This window comes from Sporosarcina sp. Marseille-Q4063 (genome assembly GCF_018309085.1).
GTDB lineage: Bacteria > Bacillota > Bacilli > Bacillales_A > Planococcaceae > Sporosarcina.
The window spans coordinates 3,908,763-3,931,044 of record NZ_CP070502.1; the positions used below are offsets into that span (position 1 = coordinate 3,908,763).

At 39.8% G+C, this 22,282-nt stretch carries 22 protein-coding genes; 12 read left to right on the forward strand and 10 right to left on the reverse strand.

Annotated features, from left to right (window positions below; all coding sequences use genetic code 11):
- Positions 1–102: 102 nt before the first annotated feature.
- A complete protein-coding gene (locus tag JSQ81_RS19580; protein WP_212605642.1) occupies positions 103–906 on the forward strand; it encodes a nucleotidyltransferase domain-containing protein in 804 nt (267 codons plus the stop codon).
- A gap of 132 nt (positions 907–1,038) precedes the next feature.
- Here the strand turns inward: JSQ81_RS19580 and JSQ81_RS19585 are convergent, their stop codons facing one another.
- Entirely contained in the window at positions 1,039–1,407 is a 369-nt protein-coding gene (locus JSQ81_RS19585) for an iron chaperone (RefSeq protein ID WP_212605643.1), read from the reverse strand.
- Between the two features lie 146 nt (positions 1,408–1,553).
- On the opposite strand from JSQ81_RS19585, the gene JSQ81_RS19590 reads away from it, so the two are divergent.
- Positions 1,554–2,114, forward strand: coding sequence for an AAA family ATPase (locus JSQ81_RS19590; RefSeq protein WP_212605644.1), 561 nt, complete (start codon positions 1,554–1,556; stop codon positions 2,112–2,114).
- A 131-nt stretch (positions 2,115–2,245) separates the two neighbouring features.
- Here JSQ81_RS19590 and JSQ81_RS19595 read toward each other — a convergent pair whose 3' ends face one another.
- Entirely contained in the window at positions 2,246–2,995 is a 750-nt protein-coding gene (locus tag JSQ81_RS19595) for a TerC family protein (RefSeq protein ID WP_212605645.1), read from the reverse strand.
- Positions 2,996–3,325: 330 nt separating this feature from the next.
- On the opposite strand from JSQ81_RS19595, the gene JSQ81_RS19600 reads away from it, so the two are divergent.
- From JSQ81_RS19600 to JSQ81_RS19615, 4 genes are read left to right on the forward strand one after another with little or no spacing between them, the layout of a single operon-like run.
- Positions 3,326–4,243, forward strand: a complete 918-nt coding sequence (locus JSQ81_RS19600; protein WP_212605646.1) for an ATP-binding cassette domain-containing protein — start codon at positions 3,326–3,328, stop codon at positions 4,241–4,243.
- On the forward strand, positions 4,236–5,015 hold the full coding sequence (locus JSQ81_RS19605) for a DUF2705 family protein (protein ID WP_212605647.1): 780 nt from the start codon (positions 4,236–4,238) through the stop codon (positions 5,013–5,015). The genes JSQ81_RS19600 and JSQ81_RS19605 overlap by 8 nt, the downstream gene beginning before the upstream one ends.
- A gap of 30 nt (positions 5,016–5,045) precedes the next feature.
- Positions 5,046–5,717, forward strand: a complete 672-nt coding sequence (locus tag JSQ81_RS19610; protein WP_212605648.1) for a response regulator transcription factor — start codon at positions 5,046–5,048, stop codon at positions 5,715–5,717.
- 19 nt (positions 5,718–5,736) lie between these two features.
- Positions 5,737–6,648, forward strand: a complete 912-nt coding sequence (locus JSQ81_RS19615; protein ID WP_212605649.1) for a sensor histidine kinase — start codon at positions 5,737–5,739, stop codon at positions 6,646–6,648.
- A 204-nt stretch (positions 6,649–6,852) separates the two neighbouring features.
- Here JSQ81_RS19615 and JSQ81_RS19620 read toward each other — a convergent pair whose 3' ends face one another.
- The gene (locus JSQ81_RS19620; RefSeq protein ID WP_212605650.1) at positions 6,853–7,515 is read right to left on the reverse strand and encodes a YczE/YyaS/YitT family protein; all 663 of its coding nucleotides are present in this window, start codon (positions 7,513–7,515) and stop codon (positions 6,853–6,855) included.
- A gap of 292 nt (positions 7,516–7,807) precedes the next feature.
- On the opposite strand from JSQ81_RS19620, the gene cysK reads away from it, so the two are divergent.
- The 6 genes from cysK (at position 7,808) to JSQ81_RS19650 (ending at position 15,690) form a co-directional block, all read left to right on the forward strand.
- Complete coding sequence (gene cysK / locus JSQ81_RS19625; protein WP_212605651.1) at positions 7,808–8,737, forward strand: cysteine synthase A; 930 nt, start codon at positions 7,808–7,810, stop codon at positions 8,735–8,737.
- A 597-nt stretch (positions 8,738–9,334) separates the two neighbouring features.
- A complete protein-coding gene (gene ltrA / locus JSQ81_RS19630) occupies positions 9,335–10,597 on the forward strand; it encodes a group II intron reverse transcriptase/maturase (RefSeq protein WP_212605652.1) in 1,263 nt (420 codons plus the stop codon).
- Between the two features lie 189 nt (positions 10,598–10,786).
- Positions 10,787–11,629 (forward strand): ABC transporter ATP-binding protein, encoded by an 843-nt coding sequence (locus JSQ81_RS19635; protein WP_212605653.1) that lies wholly within the window; start codon positions 10,787–10,789, stop codon positions 11,627–11,629.
- Positions 11,562–12,317: an ABC transporter permease gene (locus tag JSQ81_RS19640; protein WP_212605654.1), complete on the forward strand. Its 756-nt coding sequence runs from the start codon at positions 11,562–11,564 to the stop codon at positions 12,315–12,317. The genes JSQ81_RS19635 and JSQ81_RS19640 overlap by 68 nt, the downstream gene beginning before the upstream one ends.
- Positions 12,318–12,350: 33 nt before the next feature.
- Positions 12,351–13,355: an ABC transporter substrate-binding protein gene (locus JSQ81_RS19645; RefSeq protein ID WP_212605655.1), complete on the forward strand. Its 1,005-nt coding sequence runs from the start codon at positions 12,351–12,353 to the stop codon at positions 13,353–13,355.
- 211 nt (positions 13,356–13,566) lie between these two features.
- The gene (locus JSQ81_RS19650; RefSeq protein ID WP_212605656.1) at positions 13,567–15,690 is read left to right on the forward strand and encodes an ATP-dependent Clp protease ATP-binding subunit; all 2,124 of its coding nucleotides are present in this window, start codon (positions 13,567–13,569) and stop codon (positions 15,688–15,690) included.
- A 40-nt stretch (positions 15,691–15,730) separates the two neighbouring features.
- Here JSQ81_RS19650 and JSQ81_RS19655 read toward each other — a convergent pair whose 3' ends face one another.
- The 7 genes from JSQ81_RS19655 to JSQ81_RS19685 form a co-directional block, all read right to left on the reverse strand.
- The gene (locus tag JSQ81_RS19655) at positions 15,731–16,039 is read right to left on the reverse strand and encodes a hypothetical protein (RefSeq protein ID WP_212605657.1); all 309 of its coding nucleotides are present in this window, start codon (positions 16,037–16,039) and stop codon (positions 15,731–15,733) included.
- A 198-nt stretch (positions 16,040–16,237) separates the two neighbouring features.
- Positions 16,238–17,764 carry a tripartite tricarboxylate transporter permease gene (locus JSQ81_RS19660; RefSeq protein WP_212605658.1) on the reverse strand — a complete coding sequence of 509 codons (1,527 nt, stop codon included), beginning with the start codon at positions 17,762–17,764 and terminating at the stop codon, positions 16,238–16,240.
- An 18-nt stretch (positions 17,765–17,782) separates the two neighbouring features.
- The gene (locus JSQ81_RS19665) at positions 17,783–18,232 is read right to left on the reverse strand and encodes a tripartite tricarboxylate transporter TctB family protein (RefSeq protein ID WP_212605659.1); all 450 of its coding nucleotides are present in this window, start codon (positions 18,230–18,232) and stop codon (positions 17,783–17,785) included.
- Between the two features lie 55 nt (positions 18,233–18,287).
- Positions 18,288–19,292: a Bug family tripartite tricarboxylate transporter substrate binding protein gene (locus tag JSQ81_RS19670; protein WP_212605660.1), complete on the reverse strand. Its 1,005-nt coding sequence runs from the start codon at positions 19,290–19,292 to the stop codon at positions 18,288–18,290.
- Between the two features lie 142 nt (positions 19,293–19,434).
- On the reverse strand, positions 19,435–20,133 hold the full coding sequence (locus tag JSQ81_RS19675; RefSeq protein ID WP_212605661.1) for a response regulator: 699 nt from the start codon (positions 20,131–20,133) through the stop codon (positions 19,435–19,437).
- Complete coding sequence (locus tag JSQ81_RS19680; RefSeq protein WP_212605662.1) at positions 20,117–21,727, reverse strand: ATP-binding protein; 1,611 nt, start codon at positions 21,725–21,727, stop codon at positions 20,117–20,119. Before JSQ81_RS19680 ends, JSQ81_RS19675 begins: the two co-directional genes overlap by 17 nt.
- A gap of 151 nt (positions 21,728–21,878) precedes the next feature.
- A complete protein-coding gene (locus tag JSQ81_RS19685; RefSeq protein WP_212605663.1) occupies positions 21,879–22,160 on the reverse strand; it encodes a phospholipase in 282 nt (93 codons plus the stop codon).
- Positions 22,161–22,282: the final 122 nt, after the last annotated feature.

Below are 22,282 nucleotides of genomic sequence, written 5' to 3' on the forward strand. Positions count from 1 at the left end.
ATTCGACCTCTCTCTTTAAATTCCCATTGGTTACTGCTTCCATTAGACAAACGGTTGTTGTTCTTTAATAAGATCAGCGCTTATTTCTCGTGAGGGGGTGAAATGGTGATTTTGAGAGCTGGATATGGTCTAGACCCTAATGGATATATTGTAAGTGATGTTAGTAAAGACAATATTGATAATGTCTACATGCCTTGCATTCGAGAATCTATCGAATCTCTTAAAAATTTGTTTGATCAACAATTGCACAGTGTTTATGTATACGGTAGCGTAGCCAGAGGTGAGGCGGTTGTATTTAAATCGGACTTAGATCTTATTGCTATGTTTGATGGCCAACTGAGTTCAGTTAAGTTAGCTGAATTAAAGAAAATTGCTGGAGAACTATCTCATAAGTATCGTACTCTGTTTCGTGATGTTGGTATAGCTGTTGCATATTATGACTATACGGTCGACCCCTCTAATTATTATGAAAATGCATTTCTTAAGGAACTTTGTGTTTGTGTATACGGTAAGGATTTAGGGGAGCGATTTGGACCGTATAAACTAACATCAGAGATAGCCATTCGCTTCAATGGTGATATTTATAAGGTTCTTGCTCGAACGTTAAATAGGTTAGAAACAGCTTCTAATGAAGATTTTAAAACAATTTCACAAAACTTTGCTCGTAAACTCATTCGAACATACTATTCAATGGTTATGGCGCGTTCTCAGATTTGGACAACACGACTTCACGACCAATCTGAAGTTTTTATCCACCACTTCCCAGATAAAGAATTTATTATTCGTACCCTGCTAAGTTGGATAGATGAACCGCCTACGGACTTTGAGGTTGTATATGAGTTGTTTAAGATTGAGGGGGAATGGGTGAGCGCGAACTTTGCACATGAAGCCAATATTACTTTTTAAACAATAACGAAGCCCAATCTCCTACTAATAATCCAAGGAAATTGGGCTTTAAAATTTAGTATTATAAACATTTTGATGATGTCGATTGCAAAGGAATCTATTTTCGCATAACTGACAGAACATGATTAATTATTATCGCCAAAAACTCGTATATTCTGCCTTATCTTGAATATTAAATTCAATCATTTTCTCAAGCAATTCATAATTTACTGGCTCATTCCATTTAATTCGAAACAAGCCTTTGGTAGCACTGTAGCCAGCTTGTTTAATTGCATCGGAAAATTGCGAAATGCCTGCTGGTTCAGGTGAAACGCTCAAATGATGCTTCGCTGTAGAAAAGCCGATGATAAATGTGTCATTATGGGTAAACATTGGTGTATTCCATTTGATTTGCTGTTCCAAATTTGGGAATTTATTAGAAACCCACGCCAAAATTTCCTTTGTTCGATCGTGGTGGTCGGGATTATCGATACCTGCTAAATATTTTTCGAAAACTTCCATGTCTTCCTCCTTCATATCAGTGCGGTAGTGCCTTCTTTATGCTCATTCACATTATACAATTCAGGGATATCTCTTACAAGGGAACTAATCATGTCTTGTCGAAGTTCTTATAGAGGAAACCATCTTTATAGATTGGAGTTTATTAAATGAAAAGATTAATAATCATAACTGTCGGTAAAACCCATAGCGGAAAAACTACATTTGCTAGAGAATTGGAACAACGATTGCACAACTCATTGGTAATTGACCAAGATAATCATGCGGAATTCATCAATGCTAATTACAATACTTTATTGCCAAAACAAGGACCAAACACACTTAAGTACGCCATTTCTAAAACAATATTAGATTACGCTGTAGATCAATCCGATTTTCATCTTATCTTAAGCAACGCAAATCGCGGTCTAAAGGGGCGATTGAGTTTACTTGAGTACCTAAAGAACAAAGGGTTCATCAGCATCATCGTTAACTTCGATATTCCGGATTATGTTCTCCGGGAACGCGTTTCTGAAAGTCAACGTAGCACAGCTGTATTTAGAACCGCTTCTACTTTTGAGGAAGTCCTTATTCGACAACAGGCGGAGACCGATAAAGACGGCGTGACTGAACCGACAGAAGACGAAGCAGAATATTTCTTTGAAATTAACAGCTCGGATGAAGTTCAATCTGTTATTCGGGAAATAGTTAAAATCGCGAGACGCTCGTAGCGATAAGGAAGGATGAAGTACAATCCTTCTCCTGTCATTTAAACACAAAAAATAACCCATCCTTGAGTTAGTGGCTCGTAGATGGGTTATCCACTCATTATCATTATAGCGGCTGTAGGGATTTCTAATAATTAACTTTCCCCATTTGTTTCTTCCGTTTTTTCTTTAGATAAAAACCAACCACCTAAAGCAATCAGAAGCATAACTGACCAGAATATTGTTTTCCAAACGCCTCCTTCAACAAAAGCTTGAGAAACAATGTTCACTGATGGATGTGCAAGAGTATGCATTAATAACTTAACTCCGACCCAACCAACTAACAACATTGCGGCTTTTTCAAGACTAGGGCGTTTTGTCAATAACTTAACGAAGAATCCTGCTGCAAACCGAATAACAATTAACCCTGCAATTGCACCTATTACAATAACGATAAATTTAGCGCCGTCCATACCACCAATATCACCCATGGCTGTATCGGGCAAGTCGACGACAAGAGCTACTGCCGCTAAAATAGAATCGACAGCGAATGCGATATCCGCTAGAGCAATTTGAGCAACAGTCATACGATAACTTTTTCCTTTTTTCTCTTTTTCTTCGCCCTTCCTTTTAAATAAGTGTCTTACAGCGATGAATATTAAATACGCAGCTCCAATAGCTTGAACTTGCCAAACATTGTAAAGGAATGAAATGACGAAAATCGCACCAATTCTAAATATAAAAGCCATTAGCAACCCAATATTGATCGCTTTTTTTCGCTGTTCTTCTGGTAAATGCTTTGCCATTATAGCCAAAACTAAAGCATTATCAGCGGATAATAACCCCTCTAAAATAATCAAAATGACTAAAACCCAACCGTACTCTAATAATAAAGATAACTCCATATTACCCTCCGGAAATTAATTTTAAGTAGATTTTGTCCATTGCCTCTTCCTATATTGTCCCCTCATAACCACTCTCTTATTCGGCTCTACTACTGGCAGTAATTATGAAAAAAATCCAAGCAAAAGTTGATCATTTGTCGATATAATCATCCTATAAAGTGCCATTGTAAAGCTCATCCTACATTTGTGAAAATTAACTTTCATTAAATACACCTTAAAGATTCAATTCCTACACACAGGATTCTTTACACTTTCTTTATACTTTTCTAGCCTCATTATTTATACTTGGAACTTATTCTTAACCTATCAACATTGAAAGGGTGACTATGTATGTCCGAAACGATTCTTAAAGCAACGAATGTTTCAAAAATATATGGTAAAGACAAAGTGCTTGATAAAGTATCTATCGAAATTAAACGAGGGATGATCTACGGCTTAATCGGGGAGAATGGCGCGGGAAAATCGACGTTCATGCGTACGATTATGGGGTTAATTACGATTGACGGGGGAGACATCGAGCTGTTTGGGGAAACCGGCATGAAGGGATTGCAACGTGCAAGAAGAAAAATGGGGCAATCCATTGAAACGCCAGCACTTTATCCGGAACTAACAGCTAGAGGGAATCTAAGAGTTCAAGCCGCAAATGGGGGAGTTAGTGAGCGAGAAATCGATGATTTACTTCGTTTAATGAACCTTAGTCATACAGGAAAGAAGAAAGCTAAGAATTTCTCTTTAGGAATGCGTCAACGGTTAGCAATTGCATCAACACTTATCACAAATCCAGAGTTCTTAATATTAGACGAGCCGACAAATGGTCTCGATCCGTCAGGAATAGTTGAAATGCGTGAAATTCTTCAGCGACTGGTGACAGAGCGTGGAATTACCGTCTTACTTTCGAGTCACTTGCTAGATGAGCTTTCACAAATCGCTACACACTATGGTATTTTGCATGATGGAAAAATTATTAATGAACTTTCAAAGGAAGAACTAGCACGTGAAACTCGTCAATACATTGAAATAGAAACAACTGATGTAGAAAAAGCAGTCGTCGTCCTGGATCAAATGGGAATTAAGGATTATGAAGTGATCAATGGAACCGAAATAAATATCTATGAACAATTAGATGATGTTGCGGCAATCAATCATTCGTTAGTCTTAGCTAATGTACGTGTTTCACGGATTGGTACAACAAGACAAAAACTTGAAGATTATTTCTTGCACTTAACAGGAGGAAAACCTAATGCTTAATCTATTAACAGCTGAAAAAATAAAGTTGATTCGAAGTAAAAAATTAGTAATTGCCCTTGGTATTTTACTTTTCCTTCCTATTATGCAAGTCGTGAATAGTCAATTGGAAGTGCATCATGGAAAGGAGCTCATTCAGGCAATTGATACAGTCATCAATGGGGCGACAGGTGTTCTGATGATTGAGAAGAATGGATTGACTGTTTTACTGGTCATGAGCGCGTTTATTAGCTTCTTTATTGGTGAAGAATTCCAAAATGGAACGATTCGAAATGCGTTGTCTTTAGGTCGGAGTCGCATGCATTATTATTTATCGAAATTAGTGATTGCTGCACTATTCTCCCTTGTTGGCTTAATTGCAATGTCTGTAATTGGAATGATTAGCTTTACAATAGTGTTTGGATTTGGTGAAATTGCGGAGATTAACAATTATTTTAGCTATGCATTAAAAACTTTCAGTACGCTTTATTTATTAATTTTGGCAAATGTATCTATTTATGTGATGATTAGTTTTCTAACGAAAAATAGTAGTATCTCATTAATTTGGAGTTTTCTTTATACAATTGCAACAGGATTTCTTCCTGGAATTTTCCAGCAAACCGAACATTTTAAACATGTCACATACTGGTTTTCTGAATCATTCTTATTCTACTCAGATTTTGCAAAACCAGCGGATATCGCTCAATTTCCTCAGATGGTATTAGTCAGTCTCATCACGATTATGATATCATCAACTTTAGGAATATTTTTGTTTAAACGAACAGACATAAAGTGAAACACTTCAAATTAAAGTAGGTCGATAGCTATGGTAACGATATTAATTATTGAAGATGATATTGCAATTCATTCACTTATTAAAGAAGCATTAGTTTTAAATGGTTTCAATACCTTAAGTGCATACTCAGGAACTGAAGGGAAATTGCTATTTGAACAAAATCAGGTAGATATAGTCCTTTTAGATTTAATGCTTCCAGGGATGGATGGAGAAGAGTTTCTTCTTGAAATCCGGCGCAACTCAACGATTCCAGTGATGGTGATCTCTGCAAAAAGTGACCAAGATTCGAAACTGGAACTTTTGACGAATGGGGCAGATGATTACATTACAAAACCATTTGATGTCAAAGAACTCCTTTTACGCATAAACATTCAGCTACGTCATGCAAAAAAGGCTCCAATTAGCGAAATGAAAGAAATTCATTACAAGAATATCAGTGTAAATTTAGATACGCGCGAAGTGAAGTCCGGTGACCAAACGCTTCATTTCACTGGACGCGAGTACGCAATCTTACTTCTATTTCTAGAGAATCCAAAAAAAGTCTTCAGTCGCGCCAATATTTATGAAAGTGTTTGGAATGAACCATTTTTTAATAGCGACAATACCATTAATATGCATATTAGCAATTTGCGAAATAAGCTCAGCACAGATGATACAAACTACATTAAAACTGTATGGGGCATAGGCTTTAAATTTGATTAAAGAAAGGAGCGTGAATGTTATGTGGGGATGGATAGTTGTCTTCATAGCATTGGCGCTTCTTTTATATATATACTTCTTAAAGCGAGAAATGCGGAAATTGAAACATGAAATCAAAGAGATTCCGACTCGTGCTAGCTTCGGCAGTAGGCTATCTCTTGATCTTCGTGATAAGGCATTGATGGATTTAGTTGATGAATTAAATCAAATGATCGATGCATTTGAAGGGAAAAATCGTCAAGCAAAACAGATGGAAGAGAACGTGAAGTTATCCATCGCCGGACTCTCCCATGATTTACGAACACCACTTACGTCGATCAATGGTTATGTCCAACTTTTAAATGAAACCACAGATGAAACGAAGAGAATACACTATTTAAGGATTATCGAACACGCTGTCAAACGTCTGATGGAAATGACCGATCACTTTTATGACTTAGCACGCATTGAAACGAACCAAAAAGAAACCGTTTTATCTTCAATATCTCTCTCAAACTTAGTTGAAGAAACCTTCTTATCTTTTTATGAACAATTCGAAGAGAAGAATATTCAACTTCAATTTCCTGAACAAATAAATGGCAGTCAAATTATTGCTGACCAGTTCATGCTTATACGCGTCATCCAAAATGTCGTTCAAAATATACTTCGTTATGCTAAAAGTAAAGCAGTTATCAACTACAGGAATGAAGGCGACTATCTAATTTTTAGCATTAAAAACGACATCAAACCGGATAGTAAAATAGCGGTGGAAAAAGTGTTTATGCGTTTCTATACAGAAGTCACTAGTAGAACGAACACCGAAGCAAGTGGGTTGGGCCTTTATCTGTCTAAAAAGTTAGTTGAAAAGATGGAAGGGAAAATGGATGCAGAGTTAAATGGAAATTGGTTCATACTTAAAATACAGCTTCCCATTGGTAGCAATAAGGAAGGATGAAGAAAGGTGGGTACCTGTGCACGACGCAGTTATGACAATTCGCGATTGTGAATAAAAAACCAAAAAGGTATCGACAAAGCCTTACACAGTCGATACCTCTTTTTATTTTATGCAATTGTAGTGTATTTTTGGAATAGTTTCTTGCACAGGTACCTAAAAAGGGTACCTAAAAAGAAAAGTGTTTTATGGCACGAATTGAATAATCTAAGATTTTTCCTGGAAAACCCATTGTTGAAGGGGGTGTTGGTATTTTTTCATCATCCAGCCTAAGATCTTTCCGATAAAGTATGCGGCGGCTAACGTTCCGATTCCGATTGAGCCAAATGAATGAATGAAAATTAAACAAACAGCACCAGCTATACCAACGTTGATTAAATCACTTATGATTTTTGCTTTGCCAAAATTCCATTTAAATCGTTCACTAATAACAAATGTTAGTGCATCGTAGGGCATTAATGGAAGTTTTGCTGTGAAGTAATTTAATAATCCAATGGATATAATGAATAAACTTATGATTAAAAAAATGTATCGATTGATGAGTGTTTCAGGTGTTGGGAATAATTGTATTATAAATAATGTAGCATCCATAAAGAATCCGTATAAAAATGAAATTATTAGTTGTAGCATAAATTCTTTCATGTTGATCTGTTTACTTATAATTGCTTGAATAATAATAAATAATATATTTGCAATCACCGTTGTCATCCCTATTGATAATCCCGCTGTTAATGTAAATGCATATGCGAGTGAAGATACGGGGGATACACCAAGTCCGGCTTGAATGGAGAAGCTAACGCCAAGAGATAGAACAAACAAACCGATAATATAAACAAACAGACGCTTCATTGTTACATTCATGTGATTCATAAGATCCTTCGCTTTCTAATGATAAACTTTATTACATAATCATAACATCGAATTTGGGAAAAAACATAAAATGAAGGTTTAAAGCGTGAATTCACCACTTGTTTACGTGTGTTTTAATGATGAACAGCAGGGAATAACAAATGCTTGATATCTAACTTTCATAATTGTTTGGTGCGCCAGTATGATTTTTTCACTTTAAAGTCTAGCAAAACGATAGGAATAATATAGATTGGTCTGCTATGATAGAAACTATCAATGAATGGACAATAGAAGAATTGGAAGGATGAGTTATATGCAAGTTGTAAACAATATCGCTGAATTAATCGGAAAGACACCCCTCGTAAGGTTAAACACGCTTCCAGATACAAAAGGGGCTGCTGTCTATGTGAAGCTCGAATTTTTTAATCCGAGCCGAAGTGTGAAAGACCGGGCCGCCTACAATATGATTGTGGAAGCGGAAAAAAGTGGAAAGCTGAGGGAAGGCTCAACAATCATAGAGCCTACTTCTGGAAACACAGGGATTGGACTTGCGATGAATGCTGCCGCCAGAGGCTATAGGTCGATTTTAGTCATGCCTGATAATGCAACGAGTGAACGCATTAATTTAATGAAAGCATATGGCGCGGAAGTTGTTTTAACCCCAAGTGAAGAAAGAATGCCTGGTGCTATTGCAAAAGCAAATGAATTAGCTGAACAGATTGAAAATAGTTTTATACCGATGCAATTTGAAAACGCGGCCAATCCGGATGTACACCGGACGACGACGGCAATTGAAATTATTGAAGCCATGCAATCAATTGGAAAAACGCTGACCTCATTTGTTTGTACGTCAGGTACGGGTGGAACCGTAACTGGGACTGGAGAGACACTAAAAAAATACGACGAAAAAATCACGGTACATGTCGTGGAGCCGGCGGGATCGCCCGTCTTATCGGGAGGGAAACCGGGAAAGCATAAGCTTGTCGGAACAAGCCCAGGATTCGTACCGCCGGTTCTGAATACGGACATCTACGACGAAATATTTCAAGTTAAAGATGAGGCGGCGTATGGTGTCGTAAGAAGAATTGCCGCGAATGAAGGAATTCTCATTGGTCCTTCGGGAGGGGCGTCCGTGTATGCAGCCTTAGAAGTTGCCAAACGTTTAACTCCCACCGATACAGTTGTTTGTATTGCGCCCGATTCCGGAGAGCGTTACTTATCCAGCGATTTGTTTCAATCGTAAAAACAGTAAACCTTCTGCTTATGAAATATAAGCAGAAGGTTTTTTAGTGCGCCCAGCATGGGCGTAATCTATAGGGTGCAAGTCCCGAACTGTGAAGGTAGAAGTAACAGTTAGCTTAACGCAAGGGTGTCCATGGCGACGTGGAATCTGAAGGAAGCGAGCGGCAAACCTCCGGTCTGAGGAATACGAACTTCATATAAGGCTAAGTACAATTGGGTGAGTTTGCTAAACAAAACAAAGCCCTTTCTACCGAAGGTTGTACGGAGTAAATGAAGCAGATAGGTGGAGGGAAAGATTACGTTCTTACCTGGGGAGGTCTGATTGATACGCCAAGTACACTTGGTAACCTATCTAGTGATGGATAGCTGAGCAATCAGAAGTCAGCAGAGGCTATAGTACCATTCAAACTCGAGAAGAATGGGAAGGGCTGAACAATTAAGAGAGAACAAAATCTTGGCATTCAGTGACCTGCGATGAACACAGATAACCGATAAGGCATACTTGATGGAGGAAGTGGTGAATCCCACGGGGGACTTCAAGATGGTGGAGCAGAACTGGCATAAGAAGAAGCTTTGTTCACGGAAAGAGGCATAACAAATGTTGATGGAACGAATACTGTCAAAGGAAAATCTGCTTTCTGCCCTGAAAAGGGTAGAACGGAATAAAGGAAGTCATGGTGTCGATGAAATGCGCGTACAAAACCTACGAACGCATATCGTAAATCACTGGGAACCCATCAAGATGGAGCTTCTTAAGGGTGACTATGAACCACAACCCGTTCGCAGGGTCGAAATCCCGAAACCTGACGGCGGTGTGCGTCTACTAGGAATCCCAACTGTGATGGATCGTTTCATTCAACAAGCAATTGCCCAAATATTAACTTCTGTGTATGACCCGATGTTCTCAGACCATAGTTATGGTTTCCGTCCAAAACGGAGTGCCCATGACGCTGTTAGGAAAGCAAAAGGTTATTTAACAGAAGGTAATCGATGGGTAGTCGATATAGACTTGGAGAAATTCTTCGATAAAGTAAACCATGACAGGCTTATGGGGACACTTGCGAAACGAATTCAAGACAAACGTCTACTTAAGTTAATCCGTAAATACTTAAAGTCTGGGATTATGATTAACGGTATTGTATCAGCTAGCGAAGAAGGGACACCGCAAGGTGGTCCACTTAGTCCGCTCTTATCTAATATTGTCCTTGATGAACTGGATTCTGAATTGGAGAAAAGAGGTCACAAGTTTGTTCGTTACGCTGATGACTGTAATATCTATTTGAAAACAAAGAAGGCAGGAAGCCGTGTCATGAATTCAGTAACTTCATTTATAGAAAAGAAGCTTAAGTTGAAAGTTAATCTAGATAAGTCGGCCGTTGACCGACCTTGGAAGAGGAAATTCCTCGGATTTAGTTTCACTTTTCACAAAGAACCAAAGGTTCGAATCGCTAAAGAAAGTTTGCAGCGAATGAAGAATAAAATCCGTGAAATTACATCAAGGAAGAAACCTTGTCCGTTGGCGTATCGAATTAAGAAACTTAATCAATACCTAATGGGTTGGTGCGGTTACTTCGCATTGGCAGATACGCCAAGCGTCTTCAGAAACTTTGATTCATGGATTCGAAGAAGACTCCGAATGTGTATGTGGAAAGCTTGGAAATTACCCAAAACCAAAGTGAGAAAACTTACTGGATTAGGCATTCCGAAAGGAAAGGCTTATGAGTGGGGGAACACACGGAAAAGTTATTGGAGGATTTCTAACAGTCCGATATTACACAGAGCCCTTGATAATTCCTACTGGAATCATCAAGGGCTCAAAAGTCTATCATCACGTTATGAAGTTTTGCGTAATCAACCTTAATTGAACCGCCGTATACCGAACGGTACGTACGGTGGTGTGAGAGGTCGGGAGTTAATCACTCCCTCCTACTCGATTTGTTTTAATACTTTTAGAAAATAGTTGACAATGTATATAAGTATAGTAGATTATGTATTAACACATAAATTCTTATTGAATTAGTAGGGATTAATAACGGAAGGGGAAATCGTGGTGTATTTAACGATCGATGGCATAGAAAAAAGTTTTCCTCATCAACAAAAAGGGCAAGTGAAGGTCCTTGATAATATCAATTTAGAAGTGGAAAAAGGACAGTTTGTATCTATTGTTGGTCCATCGGGATGTGGAAAATCGACATTGCTTTATTTGGTTGCTGGGTTGGAAAAAGCAGACAAAGGAGAAATTCGGATTGCTGGAAAAAAAGTAGCTGGAGCAGGGCCAGAGCGCGTCGTAGTATTTCAGGAAGACGGATTATTTCCATGGTTAACAGTCCTTGATAACGTCACATACGGGTTACTTTTAAAAGGTATGCCTAAAACGCAAGCAGAGAAAAAAGCATTGGACATGTTGAAAATGGTCCATTTAAGTAACTATACCAATGCCCATCCTCATCAGTTATCAGGAGGGATGAAACAACGTGTCTCTATCGCAAGAGCACTCGTTATGGAGCCAGATATTTTATTGATGGATGAACCATTCGCAGCTTTGGATGAGCAAACAAGAATGGTGTTGCACAATGAGTTAATAGAAATTTGGAAAAAAACGCAAGTGACGATATTATTCATTACGCATAACATTCGGGAAGCAGTTCTTTTATCTGAAAGAATTATTGTTTTTGAAACACGTCCAGGAAAAATCAAAGCAACTTTTTCTTCAAATACAATGAAGGACGGCATTATGCCGAACGATATAATGTTTCATTTGGAACAGCAAATATTAGCTTCATTACAAGATGAAATAGAGAAGGTGTTAAAGGAGGAAATGGGGGATGACTACATTTTTAAGACGGGTTCTCTTCATCGTGATTCTAGCGGTGATATGGGAAGTCACATCTAGGTTTTCTAGCTTACCTGATTTTATGTTTCCAAGTCTTACCCAAGTTCTTAAGACGCTTTTCACTGGTATCGTAAATGGGCAAATTACGGTTGCAATTGTTAAAAGTATGAGTCGATTACTTATTGGATTTTCAGTTGCAATACTACTTGGACTTACTTTAGGTTATCTCATCTGGCGTTTTAAATTGGTGGAAGACACACTTGGATTTCTTGTCACTGCATTACAATCAATTCCGAGCATTGTATGGTTTCCACTCGCAATTATTTGGTTTGGATTAAATGACTTTTCAATTCTCTTCATCGTTACAATTGGCGCGACGTGGACAATGACGATTAGTGCGACGAGCGGCTTTAAAAATGTCCCGACACTTTATCAACGAGTAGCCAAAACATTAGGATCAAACGGCCTGCATTTTTTACGAACCGTTATTTTACCAGCATCTGTTCCTCAAATCATATCGGGATTACGAATCGCCTGGGCATTTTCATGGCGAGCATTAATGGCGGGTGAATTGCTTGGCTCTGGAGGTGGCCTTGGACACTTACTGGAAACGGGTAGATCACTTGGTCAAATGGATTTAGTCATTTCAGTGATGATTATCATAGGCATCATTGGCACCATTATGGACAATTTTGTCTTTCTAAGGCTTGAGAAAAGCGTACAAGTAAAATGGGGAATTAGCCAGTGAAAATTACTTTTCATATCAAAGGGAGAGAATCGAATGAAACGCAAACAAATTTTATTAGTACTTATTTCATTACTTTCACTAAGTATAATAACGGCATGTGGACAGGGTGAAAAAGGAGCAAAAGGGAGTAAAGAAGTGAACATCGGCTATTTTCCAAACTTAACACATATCGCCACCATCGTTGCTTTGGAAAATGACTATTTTGCCGAAGCATTCGGAGAGGATATTATGATTAATACGAAAACAGTTAGTAACGGCGGTTTATTTATGGAGGCAATGGCGACGAAGTCAATCGACGTTGGAACAGTTGGACCCGGCCCGCTGCTAAATATTTATGTGAAAGATCCGAGGTATCATATTATATCGGGAGCAGTAAATGGAGGCGCTGTGCTCGTGGCAAGTAAGCACAGCCATATTAAAGATTTAGCCGATTTGGATGGAAAGAAAGTAGCGATACCCGTAATCGGAAGCACACAAGATGTGATGTTACGTAAAGCGCTAAATGACGTTGGTTTAAAACCAACATCAAATGGGGGAACGGTTGAGTTATTTGCTGCTGCACCAGCTGATACAGCAACGCTTTTCATTCAAAAATCAGTTGATGCCACGGCAACACAAGAACCATGGGGCTATATTTTGGAAACACAAGCGGAAGGTGAGTTACTACTAGATTGGGAAACTTTTGCTTGGGGGAAAGAATCAACGAATACGGTTGTTGCAGCAAGTAAAAACTTTATAGAAAATGAAGCTTTTATGAGCGCTTATTTGACAGCTCATATAAAAGCGGTTCAATTTATCGAACAAAATCCTGAAGAAAGCCAAGAGCTTGTCATTAAACATATAAAAGACTTAACAGGAAAAGAAATCGATAAAGAGGAATTAAAAGTGGCATTTAGCCGACTAGAAGTAACAACAGCCGTGAACGAACAAGTCATACAAGAAATGGCGGATATTAGCAAAGAAGCAGAATATGTCACAAGTAATGACATTGAAGGAATGATTCAACTAGATCAGTTGCATTCACTTGAGAAAAAGTAATAAAAGAGATAATTACTTGGGGTATTGGTTGTTTAGTATCTAAGAGCAAACCCATTGGCGGTTTGCTCTTTATTAATATGCTTGTTTTAATAAATAAAATGTAAGCAGGACTCTTGAAAGTCAAAGATAGTCAGTGTATAATAAATGTATAGTCAAAGATAGTCAAAGTCAGACACGGTATATATTCAAAATTACTAAGGAGGAAACATATATGAAATGTCAACTATGTGGTCAAAATGGAGCAACGATGAATCTGAGACTTCGGATGAATCAGCAAAATATGCAAGTGAACATGTGTCATACATGTTTCGGGCAAATTCAAGGACAATTGAATGCAGGCAAGATGCCGTCATTTGGTAACGAGGGAAATCAGTTTTTCCAAGCTAACGGCGGAGGACAGGCACGAACACAGACACAACAGGTAGATGAAAATCAAAGTAATGGTTTGTTAGATCAGTTAGGAAAAAATATTTCAAACGACGCTAGAGAAGGACTAATTGATCCGGTTATCGGACGCGATCAAGAAGTGAAGCGCGTGATTGAAACTTTAAATAGAAGAAATAAAAACAATCCGGTGTTAATCGGTGAACCTGGTGTCGGTAAAACAGCGATTGCCGAAGGGCTTGCAGTGAAAATTAACGAAGACGATGTACCTGTTAAACTGCTGAACAAAGAAGTGTACTTGTTAGATGTCGCTTCACTTATCAGCAATACAGGTATTCGCGGCCAGTTTGAAGAAAGAATGAAGGAATTAATCGAAGAACTTCAAACACGGACAGATGTTATTTTATTCATCGATGAAATTCACTTGCTTGTAGGTGCAGGACAGACTGAAGGCTCGCAAATGGATGCCGGAAACATTTTGAAACCGGCGTTAGCACGTGGCGGCTTGCAACTTATCGGGGCGACGACGTTGAAAGAATATCGTCAAATCGAAAAAGATGCTGCACTTGAACGTCGATTCCAACCTATTATCGTCAACGAACCTTCTGCAGAAGATACGATTAAAATCCTAAACGGGATAAAAGATCGTTACGAAGACTTCCATGAAGTTCGATATTCAGATGAAGCGGTACAAGCTTTTGTAACCCTGTCTGAGCGCTATATTCAAGACCGCTTTTTACCGGACAAAGCGATTGATTTGATGGATGAGGTCGGGTCACGTTTAAATCTTGAACATGTGGCAGGCGACTCTGTCTCAATCGAAACCCGTTTGAATGAAGTTATTGGGGAAAAAGAAGCGGCAGCAGACGCGGAAGATTATGAAAAGGCGGCAAATTTACGCCATGAAGAAATTAAATTAAGAAAACAATTGGAAGACGCTAAGCAAAGTGGGGAAGCCGGAAAAGTTGAAGTTTCTGTCTCTGATATTGAATTGATTGTAGAAGAAAAAACAGGGATTCCTGTGACGAAACTACAAGCGGCAGAACAAGCAAAAATGAAAGGCATCGCTGAAAATCTTGGGAAAGAAGTTATTGGTCAAGAGGAAGCGGTCGATAAAATCGCTAAAGCGATTCGTCGTAGCCGTGCTGGACTTAAATCCAAGACGCGTCCAATCGGATCTTTCTTATTTGTTGGTCCTACGGGCGTCGGTAAGACGGAAATTACAAAAGTCTTGGCTGAAGAATTATTCGGTTCACGCGACACATTAATTCGACTTGATATGAGTGAATATATGGAGAAACATGCGGTGTCAAAAATTATCGGTTCACCTCCAGGCTATGTAGGTCATGAAGAAGCCGGTCAATTGACAGAACAAGTTCGTCGTAAACCGTATTCAATTATACTTCTTGACGAAATTGAAAAAGCGCATCCTGACGTACAAAATATGTTCCTGCAAATTATGGAAGACGGCCGTTTAACAGATTCACACGGGCGCACTGTCAGCTTCAAAGATACAGTCATCATTATGACAAGTAACGCCGGGACAGGCGACAGAAAAGTAAGCGTCGGGTTCAATCAAACTGAACATGAATCGGTTACTACGCTTGAAACATTAGGCAATTATTTTAAACCTGAGTTTCTCAACCGTTTCGATGCGATTGTATCGTTCAATGAATTGACAGAAGAAAACTTACTAGAAATCGTCGACTTGATGCTTGTAGATTTACAAGAAACAATCGAAGAAAATGATATAAACATTACGATTTCGGATGAAGCAAAACAAGCATTAGTCAAACTAGGCTATGATAAACGCTTCGGGGCTCGACCACTTCGTAGAGTAATTCAAGACAAAATCGAAGATCCATTAACAGATTTAATTTTGGAAGAAGAAAGCGTTGAAAAAGTCCATGTCGATGTAATCGAAGAAGAAATTGTTGTTACAAAAGTATAAGAAAACGATAAAAACCACTGAAGAATTTTTCAGTGGTTTTTTAATTCATTTTTTTAATAGAGGCAACTGCACGATCGCTTGCGTAGTTCAAATGGGAAACCTGAACACTCACAATGATACTGCTTATTGATTTCTGCAAAAAGGGTTTTACCCTTCCTGTATAGTCTTCCAAAGACCTGCACTCATAGCTTCTAGGAAGGAGAGCAACATACTTGCAAACAGTTTTGGCCGGTGAATCATCTTCTGCAGGAATTTCTTCAATAACTTCTAATGCAATCGTTCTTCTTTTATATTTCTTAAAATTTTTATTATTTGATAAAAACGTCACAACACCGCTTGCATAAATCATTTATTTCACCCTACATTGTTATTTTCGGTTGACTAATCATTAATTTTATTTAGTAATTCTAAGCTACTATTACCTCCATGTTAACATGAATAACCTATTAATATAAAACTTCCGTGCTAATTAACAGAGTGAAAAACAGCTGACAAAAAGCGGATTGTCTATTACCAAGGACAATCCGCTTTTGTATTGAACACTTTTTCAACCTTCTTCTTCCACAATAACCGCGCGACCTTTGAGTTTCAACAACATCGGAATCAAGAGCCATGCCGCAGCTGCAATAATGAAAACAAGTGATAGGGGCTTTGTGAAAAAGATGATGAAATCGCCGTTTGAAATCGTTAATGCTCGGCGCATATTGTTTTCAATCATCGGTCCTAAAACCAGTGCCAATACTAATGGAGCGACTGGATAATCGTGTTTCGATAATAGATAGCCGACGACACCGCACCCAAGGAGTAAGTATAAATCGAATGTCGTGTATTGAACGGCGTATACTCCGAAAAAGGAAATAGCCACAATGATTGGCAATAAATATTTCTTAGGCGTTTGAATGACCTTTGCGAACACCCGAACGAGCGGCATGTTCAAGACTAACAGCATCAAATTGCCGATAAACATACTTGCGATAAGTCCCCAAGCAACTTCGGGATGTTCATCGAAAAGTAGGGGACCCGGTTGAATATTGTACATGATGAGCGCGCCCATCAAAATGGCAGTTGTACCGGATCCAGGGATTCCCAATGTCAGTAAAGGAATCATTGCGCCGCCCGAAGCCGCGTTATTAGCAGATTCAGGACCAGCTACTCCGGCGATATTTCCTTTTCCGAAGCTTTCAGGGTTTTTGCTGAATTTCTTCTCTGTCATATAGGAGAAGAAGGAAGCAAGTGTCGCGCCGGCACCCGGAAGTACTCCGATAAAAAATCCGAGTAGGGAACCGCGTACAATCGGCACCGTGCTGTCTTTCATATCTTGTTTCGTTGGAAGAATGCGATTGATTTTCGCAATTGCTCCGTCCTCGCCGTCGCGTTCCAAAACCGTTTTAAATACTTCACCGAGTGCAAACAGCCCGACGGCAATCGTTAAAAATTCCAAACCGGAAAAAAGAATCGGTTGATTGTATGTGAAACGTGCTATTCCAGAAACAGCATCAATGCCGATTGTTCCGAGTATAAGTCCGAAAACTGTCATCATTAAAGCTTTGGTCATCGACTTTCCAGCAAGTCCGCTTACTGCGGCCAACCCCAAGAGCATCAAAGAAAAATACTCCGCTGGACCAAATTTTATAGCGACATTGGAAAGCGGTTCAGCTAATAGAACAAGACCGATTAGTGAAACGATTCCGGCGCAAAACGATCCGATTGCAGCAATTGCCAATGCAGCTCCCGCACGTCCTTGTCTAGCCATTTGATAACCATCAAGGGTCGTGACAACGGAAGATGATTCACCAGGTGTGTTCAACAAGATTGACGTCGTGGAACCCCCATACATAGCTCCGTAATAAACCCCCGCAAGTAAAATAATCGAACTGGCAGCGGCCGCGCTTGTCGGCATGCCTGACGTGATTGTTGCGGTAACCGGAATGAGAAGGGCGACCCCGCTCATCGGACCGATTCCCGGCAAAACACCCACAGCCGTTCCGATTACGACCCCGACTAACGCAAATAATAAATTTTGCCATTGAAAAGCGATGGAGAATCCATCAGCTAAAAATTGTAATGTGCTCATAGCGTAACTCCTTTCGCCTTAAAGTCCAGGGAATCCGGGCAATGAGCCGCCGAGAAATTCCGCAAAGAAATAATAGACACCAACTGAAAAAACTGCTGCGATAATAATGGTAGGCACCATTCGTCCACGTTCCATCGTTTGAAATGCAATCAGTAAGAATATGAATGTCGAGATGATGTAGCCAATCTTCTCGAGTAAAAATGCATATAAAATTGCACTGACTAAGATAATGATAAATTTTTTATACTGAAGCTTTTCCGTGGATGCGGCATCAGATTTATACTTAAACGTTTCGTAAAGCAATCGCAAACTTAATAGAAGTAGAATGACGCCCAACCACATTGGGAAAATCTTTGGTCCCACCGACGACCCGTAGGCGCTATCCGGAATTCTTTGACTTTCAATGACAACTAAAAGACCAATCAGTAAAAAGGCGATGCTGGCATATCGATCGAACGTTTTACTCATAGTCTTTACACCTCCCTAAAAGAAAAGGCGGCCGCCAAAGCCGCCCGTACTACTGTTATTTTTCCATGCCAAGTGCTGTTAACAATTCAACAATCACTTTGTCTTGATCTTCCAAATAGGAAGTGAAATCTTTGGAATTGCGGTATTCGCTTTCCCAACCGTTTTTCTCCAATTCCGCTTTCCATTCATCTGTTTTAGTCATCTCTTCAAGTTTCACGCTCCAATAATCAAAAGCTGCATCGGACATTTCTTTTGGACCGAACAATCCACGCCAAATCGTGAATTCTGCGTCAATGCCTTCTTCTTGGAATGTAGGAACTTCTGATAAATCACCGCTAAGACGTTCGGATGAGCTGACTGCAAGTACTCGAACATCACCGGATTTCACATACTGACCGATAGCGGATGCATCTGTCGCGATAACATCTGCATTGCCACCGAGAAGTGCTGCAACTGCTTCGCCTCCGCCGTCATAAGAAACATATTTGACGGTTTTCGGGTCAAGTCCGTATTTGAAAGCAGGGAGAACACCGACTAGATGATCCATAGATCCTGGGGCAGAACCTCCCGCAAGTGTTACTGATTTCGGGTCCTTTTTGATGGCTTCCAGAACATCTTTCAATGTTTTAAATTCTGAATCCGCTTTCACCACAATCGCACCGTAATCACGCGTTAATTGTGCCAAAGGCGTTGTATCTTTGTAGCCGTAAGGACTGTTACCTTCAGCTTTGTTGTTGTTAATAAGAATCGGTGGCGATTTAACAAGAAGGGCGTAATCATTTTTTACTTCTTTCGTTGCATATTCCGCCATGTAAACCGCGCCGCCACCGCCCGGTTTGTTTTCAACTGTTATTGACTTGTCGATTAATTTCGTGTCGTTCATTGTTTTGGCAATCGCTCGAGCGGTTAAATCCCATCCGCCGCCTGCCCCTGAAGGCGCAATGATTGTCATGTTATTCTTCGGGTAGTCGGGTGAAGCGCTTTCACCGGATTCCGAACATGCCGCGAGACCAAGTGTTAGCATACCTGTTAAAGCCACCGCTGTGAGTTTCTTCCACATCTTCTACTTATCCCCCTTATAATTAAAAAATTGATGACAGCGTTTTTAACGCCTGTCATCAATCTATCAGAAGATTAACAGAATTCGAAGTTTACGAGAATAAGTTCGATAATGTGCGTAAACATCATTTTGTTCATACTGTTCACGGCTGCTTTTTAATTAAATATCTTCTTTCAGGTCGTCCGACGGAACCGTAGAGAAGCTCGGTGAATGCGCGTTTCTCAGAAACTAGGTATTCCAGGTAACGCCGAGCGGTCGAGCGGCTTACGCCTATTTCCAATCCGAGCATTTCTGCCGTAATTCCACCTTCAATATTTTTAATATGATTGACGACCTTTTCTTTTGTTATCGGATCGATTCCTTTTGGGGGACTAGCAGGATGTGCTTGCGGTGTGTCCGAACTGGTTTGATTCCACAGAAGTTTAATTGAATCTTCCTGCATGACACCTTCACCTAAAAGCGTGTTCCGCTTGCTTTTGTATGAGAGTAAGCTGTCCTTAAATCGATCAAATGTAAGCGGTTTTAATATATAATCGACAACGCCGCGGCGAAATGCTTTTTTGACAATATCAATCTCGGCGGCCGCTGTGATGAAAATAATATCTGTTTCCGGGCTATTGTCATGGATGAACATCATCAATTCCGTGCCAAGCATATCGGGAAGATAGACGTCCAATAAAACAAGATCCGGCATCAAGGCCGATACCCAATCTTTGGCTTCCTCGCCCGTATGCGCAGAACCGATAACAGTGAAACCTTCAATTTTCTCAATGAAGCGGCGGTGGATGTCAGCAATCCGTTTATCATCTTCGATAATAAGAATTTCAATTGGATGAGTCACTCATAAAACCTCCTTTTGGAATAGAAATAATGAATAATGCGCCACCTAAATCACCTTTTTCCAATGTGATCGACCCGCCAAGATTTTTCACGCTTTCCGCCACTTTCATCAGTCCGTATCCTCGGTTTTCATGGCTTTTGGTCGAAATTTTTTCTTCAAATAGGACGTCTTCAACCTCAGGTGCTAGTCCATGCCCCGAATCTTCAATCTCTATTAGTATTTCTTCACCATTATCCATGATAAAGATGCGAATCATGCGCATTTCTTCGGGAAGCAATTCGACGGCTTCTAAAGCGTTCGTGACGAGATTTCCTATGATTGAAACAAAATGATTTTTATCCAAATGCTTTGGAACTTTTTCCAAAGAACTGTCTTCATCGAGCAGGAACCGGACCTTCAGTTCTTTTGCGCGGTTGAAGAACCCGATAACAATTCCTCCAAGAAAAGGATCCTGCAACCGCTTCGTCACGAATTGGATAAGTGACTGATGCTCTGCCGTTTCCACATGGATCAAGCTTAGTGCCTCGTCTAATGAATTCAGTTGAATAAGACCCGAAATCGTATATAAAAAATTATTGTATTCATGCGTTTGCGCTCGAAGTGCCTCTGTGTATCGTTTCACTTGTGATAATTCCATCGCAAGACGGTCAATGTCCGATTGCAAACGGAAAGTTGAAACTGCCCCGACGACTTGCTCACCGATGTGAATCGGAATACGATTGACAATCACTTTTTTGCCGCGAATTTCCATCGGCCAATCGAGATGCCGTTCTCCGACTTCAAGCACTTTTGGAAGCAAGGAGTTTGGGAGAACATCCTGAATATGCTTACCGATTAATTCAGTCTGATTGGGAAGGGAAAGAGTCTCATATGCAGCGGCGTTAACGGTCGTAATATTGCCCTTAGCGTCTACCATGATAATTCCTTCTCGAACAGACTCAATCAGCGCATTCCGTTCCGTGAATAAATTCGCGATTTCGGCGGGTTCAAGATTAAATAATTCTTTTTTTATATTTCGAGCTAAGACGCCCGAGCCAATTACTCCGATGGCAATCGCTATTAGCACAATGACGGCAATATTATCGGCGTACTGGAAAAACATGGAGGAAATATCATCTTTTAAGAAGCCGACTGAAACAACCCCGATAATCGTTCCGTCATCTCCGAAAACCGGTGTTTTTCCGCGCAAGGCGGCTCCAAGCGTTCCCGTTGCCTCGGAGATATAAGATTCTCCCAAAACGAGAGCGCGTTCATTATCATCACCGACCATTTTTTGACCAATTCGTTCAGGAACAGGGTGAGCATACCGAATGCCTTCGCTATTGCCAATGACGACATACTCAGCCCCAGTTTTTTGGCGTATCGCTTCCGCAATGGGTTGCAAAGCCTTCGATGGATTTGGTTGTTCAAATCCCGCACGGACATCCGGGCGATCAGCCGCCGTTTTCGCGATGCTTAATGCACGGTCCCCAATCTGTTGTTCAATGCCATTTGACATCGTAAAATAAAAGGAAACCCCGATAATAATTGCAACCACAGAAACGAATAGGGCGCCATATAAGAAAATACGAGATTGTAAGGATCTAGGTTTCATTCTGCTCAACTCACCACCATCAATATGTATTAATAATAAACAAATACGCTTTCTTATATAATACACTATTGTCAATAGGGGGAATGGTTAGATTCATAATAATTCAAAAAAGCCTTTGTGCGATAGATGATAGTCTCAAAATCTGTCAGGACTACCATCTGCCGCAAGAGAAGAATGTTTGCATTTTCATATAATGATAAAGCAAACGTGCATGCCTTCCTTGTTGGGTATTGGAATTTAGTTCATAACGCAGTCGATTAAGAAATTCTTGATCGCATTCACATGGACGACCGCCTTTGCGGTAACAATCATCATGGGCTTTGCAAGCTGCATCGACTTCATTTATAGGTGCACCAGGTCCATTGCAACCAGGCCCGCACCAGTTATAGCCCGGTAAGACACAAAAACGGAATCTATTGTTTCTCCGTGACATTATTAAAACCTCCTTTTACATTAAGATATTCATATAGGAAACATATTGTATCAGCTGCCACCTATTTATCAGTAGGAATTGTGGTAATATGGAGATGATGTGGAATGTTAAGTGAATGGGAG

Excerpts from the sequence above, each read along its gene's own strand:
- JSQ81_RS19580 (WP_212605642.1), top strand. The coding sequence starts at position 103 with ATGGTGATTTTGAGAGCTGGATATGGTCTAGACCCTAATGGATATATT.
- JSQ81_RS19585 (WP_212605643.1), bottom strand. The coding sequence starts at position 1,407 with ATGGAAGTTTTCGAAAAATATTTAGCAGGTATCGATAATCCCGACCAC.
- JSQ81_RS19590 (WP_212605644.1), top strand. The coding sequence starts at position 1,554 with ATGAAAAGATTAATAATCATAACTGTCGGTAAAACCCATAGCGGAAAA.
- JSQ81_RS19595 (WP_212605645.1), bottom strand. The coding sequence starts at position 2,995 with ATGGAGTTATCTTTATTATTAGAGTACGGTTGGGTTTTAGTCATTTTG.
- JSQ81_RS19600 (WP_212605646.1), top strand. The coding sequence starts at position 3,326 with ATGTCCGAAACGATTCTTAAAGCAACGAATGTTTCAAAAATATATGGT.
- JSQ81_RS19605 (WP_212605647.1), top strand. The coding sequence starts at position 4,236 with ATGCTTAATCTATTAACAGCTGAAAAAATAAAGTTGATTCGAAGTAAA.
- JSQ81_RS19610 (WP_212605648.1), top strand. The coding sequence starts at position 5,046 with ATGGTAACGATATTAATTATTGAAGATGATATTGCAATTCATTCACTT.
- JSQ81_RS19615 (WP_212605649.1), top strand. The coding sequence starts at position 5,737 with ATGTGGGGATGGATAGTTGTCTTCATAGCATTGGCGCTTCTTTTATAT.
- JSQ81_RS19620 (WP_212605650.1), bottom strand. The coding sequence starts at position 7,515 with ATGAATCACATGAATGTAACAATGAAGCGTCTGTTTGTTTATATTATC.
- cysK (WP_212605651.1), top strand. The coding sequence starts at position 7,808 with ATGCAAGTTGTAAACAATATCGCTGAATTAATCGGAAAGACACCCCTC.
- ltrA (WP_212605652.1), top strand. The coding sequence starts at position 9,335 with ATGTTGATGGAACGAATACTGTCAAAGGAAAATCTGCTTTCTGCCCTG.
- JSQ81_RS19640 (WP_212605654.1), top strand. The coding sequence starts at position 11,562 with ATGACTACATTTTTAAGACGGGTTCTCTTCATCGTGATTCTAGCGGTG.
- JSQ81_RS19645 (WP_212605655.1), top strand. The coding sequence starts at position 12,351 with ATGAAACGCAAACAAATTTTATTAGTACTTATTTCATTACTTTCACTA.
- JSQ81_RS19650 (WP_212605656.1), top strand. The coding sequence starts at position 13,567 with ATGAAATGTCAACTATGTGGTCAAAATGGAGCAACGATGAATCTGAGA.
- JSQ81_RS19655 (WP_212605657.1), bottom strand. The coding sequence starts at position 16,039 with ATGATTTATGCAAGCGGTGTTGTGACGTTTTTATCAAATAATAAAAAT.
- JSQ81_RS19660 (WP_212605658.1), bottom strand. The coding sequence starts at position 17,764 with ATGAGCACATTACAATTTTTAGCTGATGGATTCTCCATCGCTTTTCAA.
- JSQ81_RS19665 (WP_212605659.1), bottom strand. The coding sequence starts at position 18,232 with ATGAGTAAAACGTTCGATCGATATGCCAGCATCGCCTTTTTACTGATT.
- JSQ81_RS19670 (WP_212605660.1), bottom strand. The coding sequence starts at position 19,292 with ATGTGGAAGAAACTCACAGCGGTGGCTTTAACAGGTATGCTAACACTT.
- JSQ81_RS19680 (WP_212605662.1), bottom strand. The coding sequence starts at position 21,727 with ATGAAACCTAGATCCTTACAATCTCGTATTTTCTTATATGGCGCCCTA.
- JSQ81_RS19685 (WP_212605663.1), bottom strand. The coding sequence starts at position 22,160 with ATGTCACGGAGAAACAATAGATTCCGTTTTTGTGTCTTACCGGGCTAT.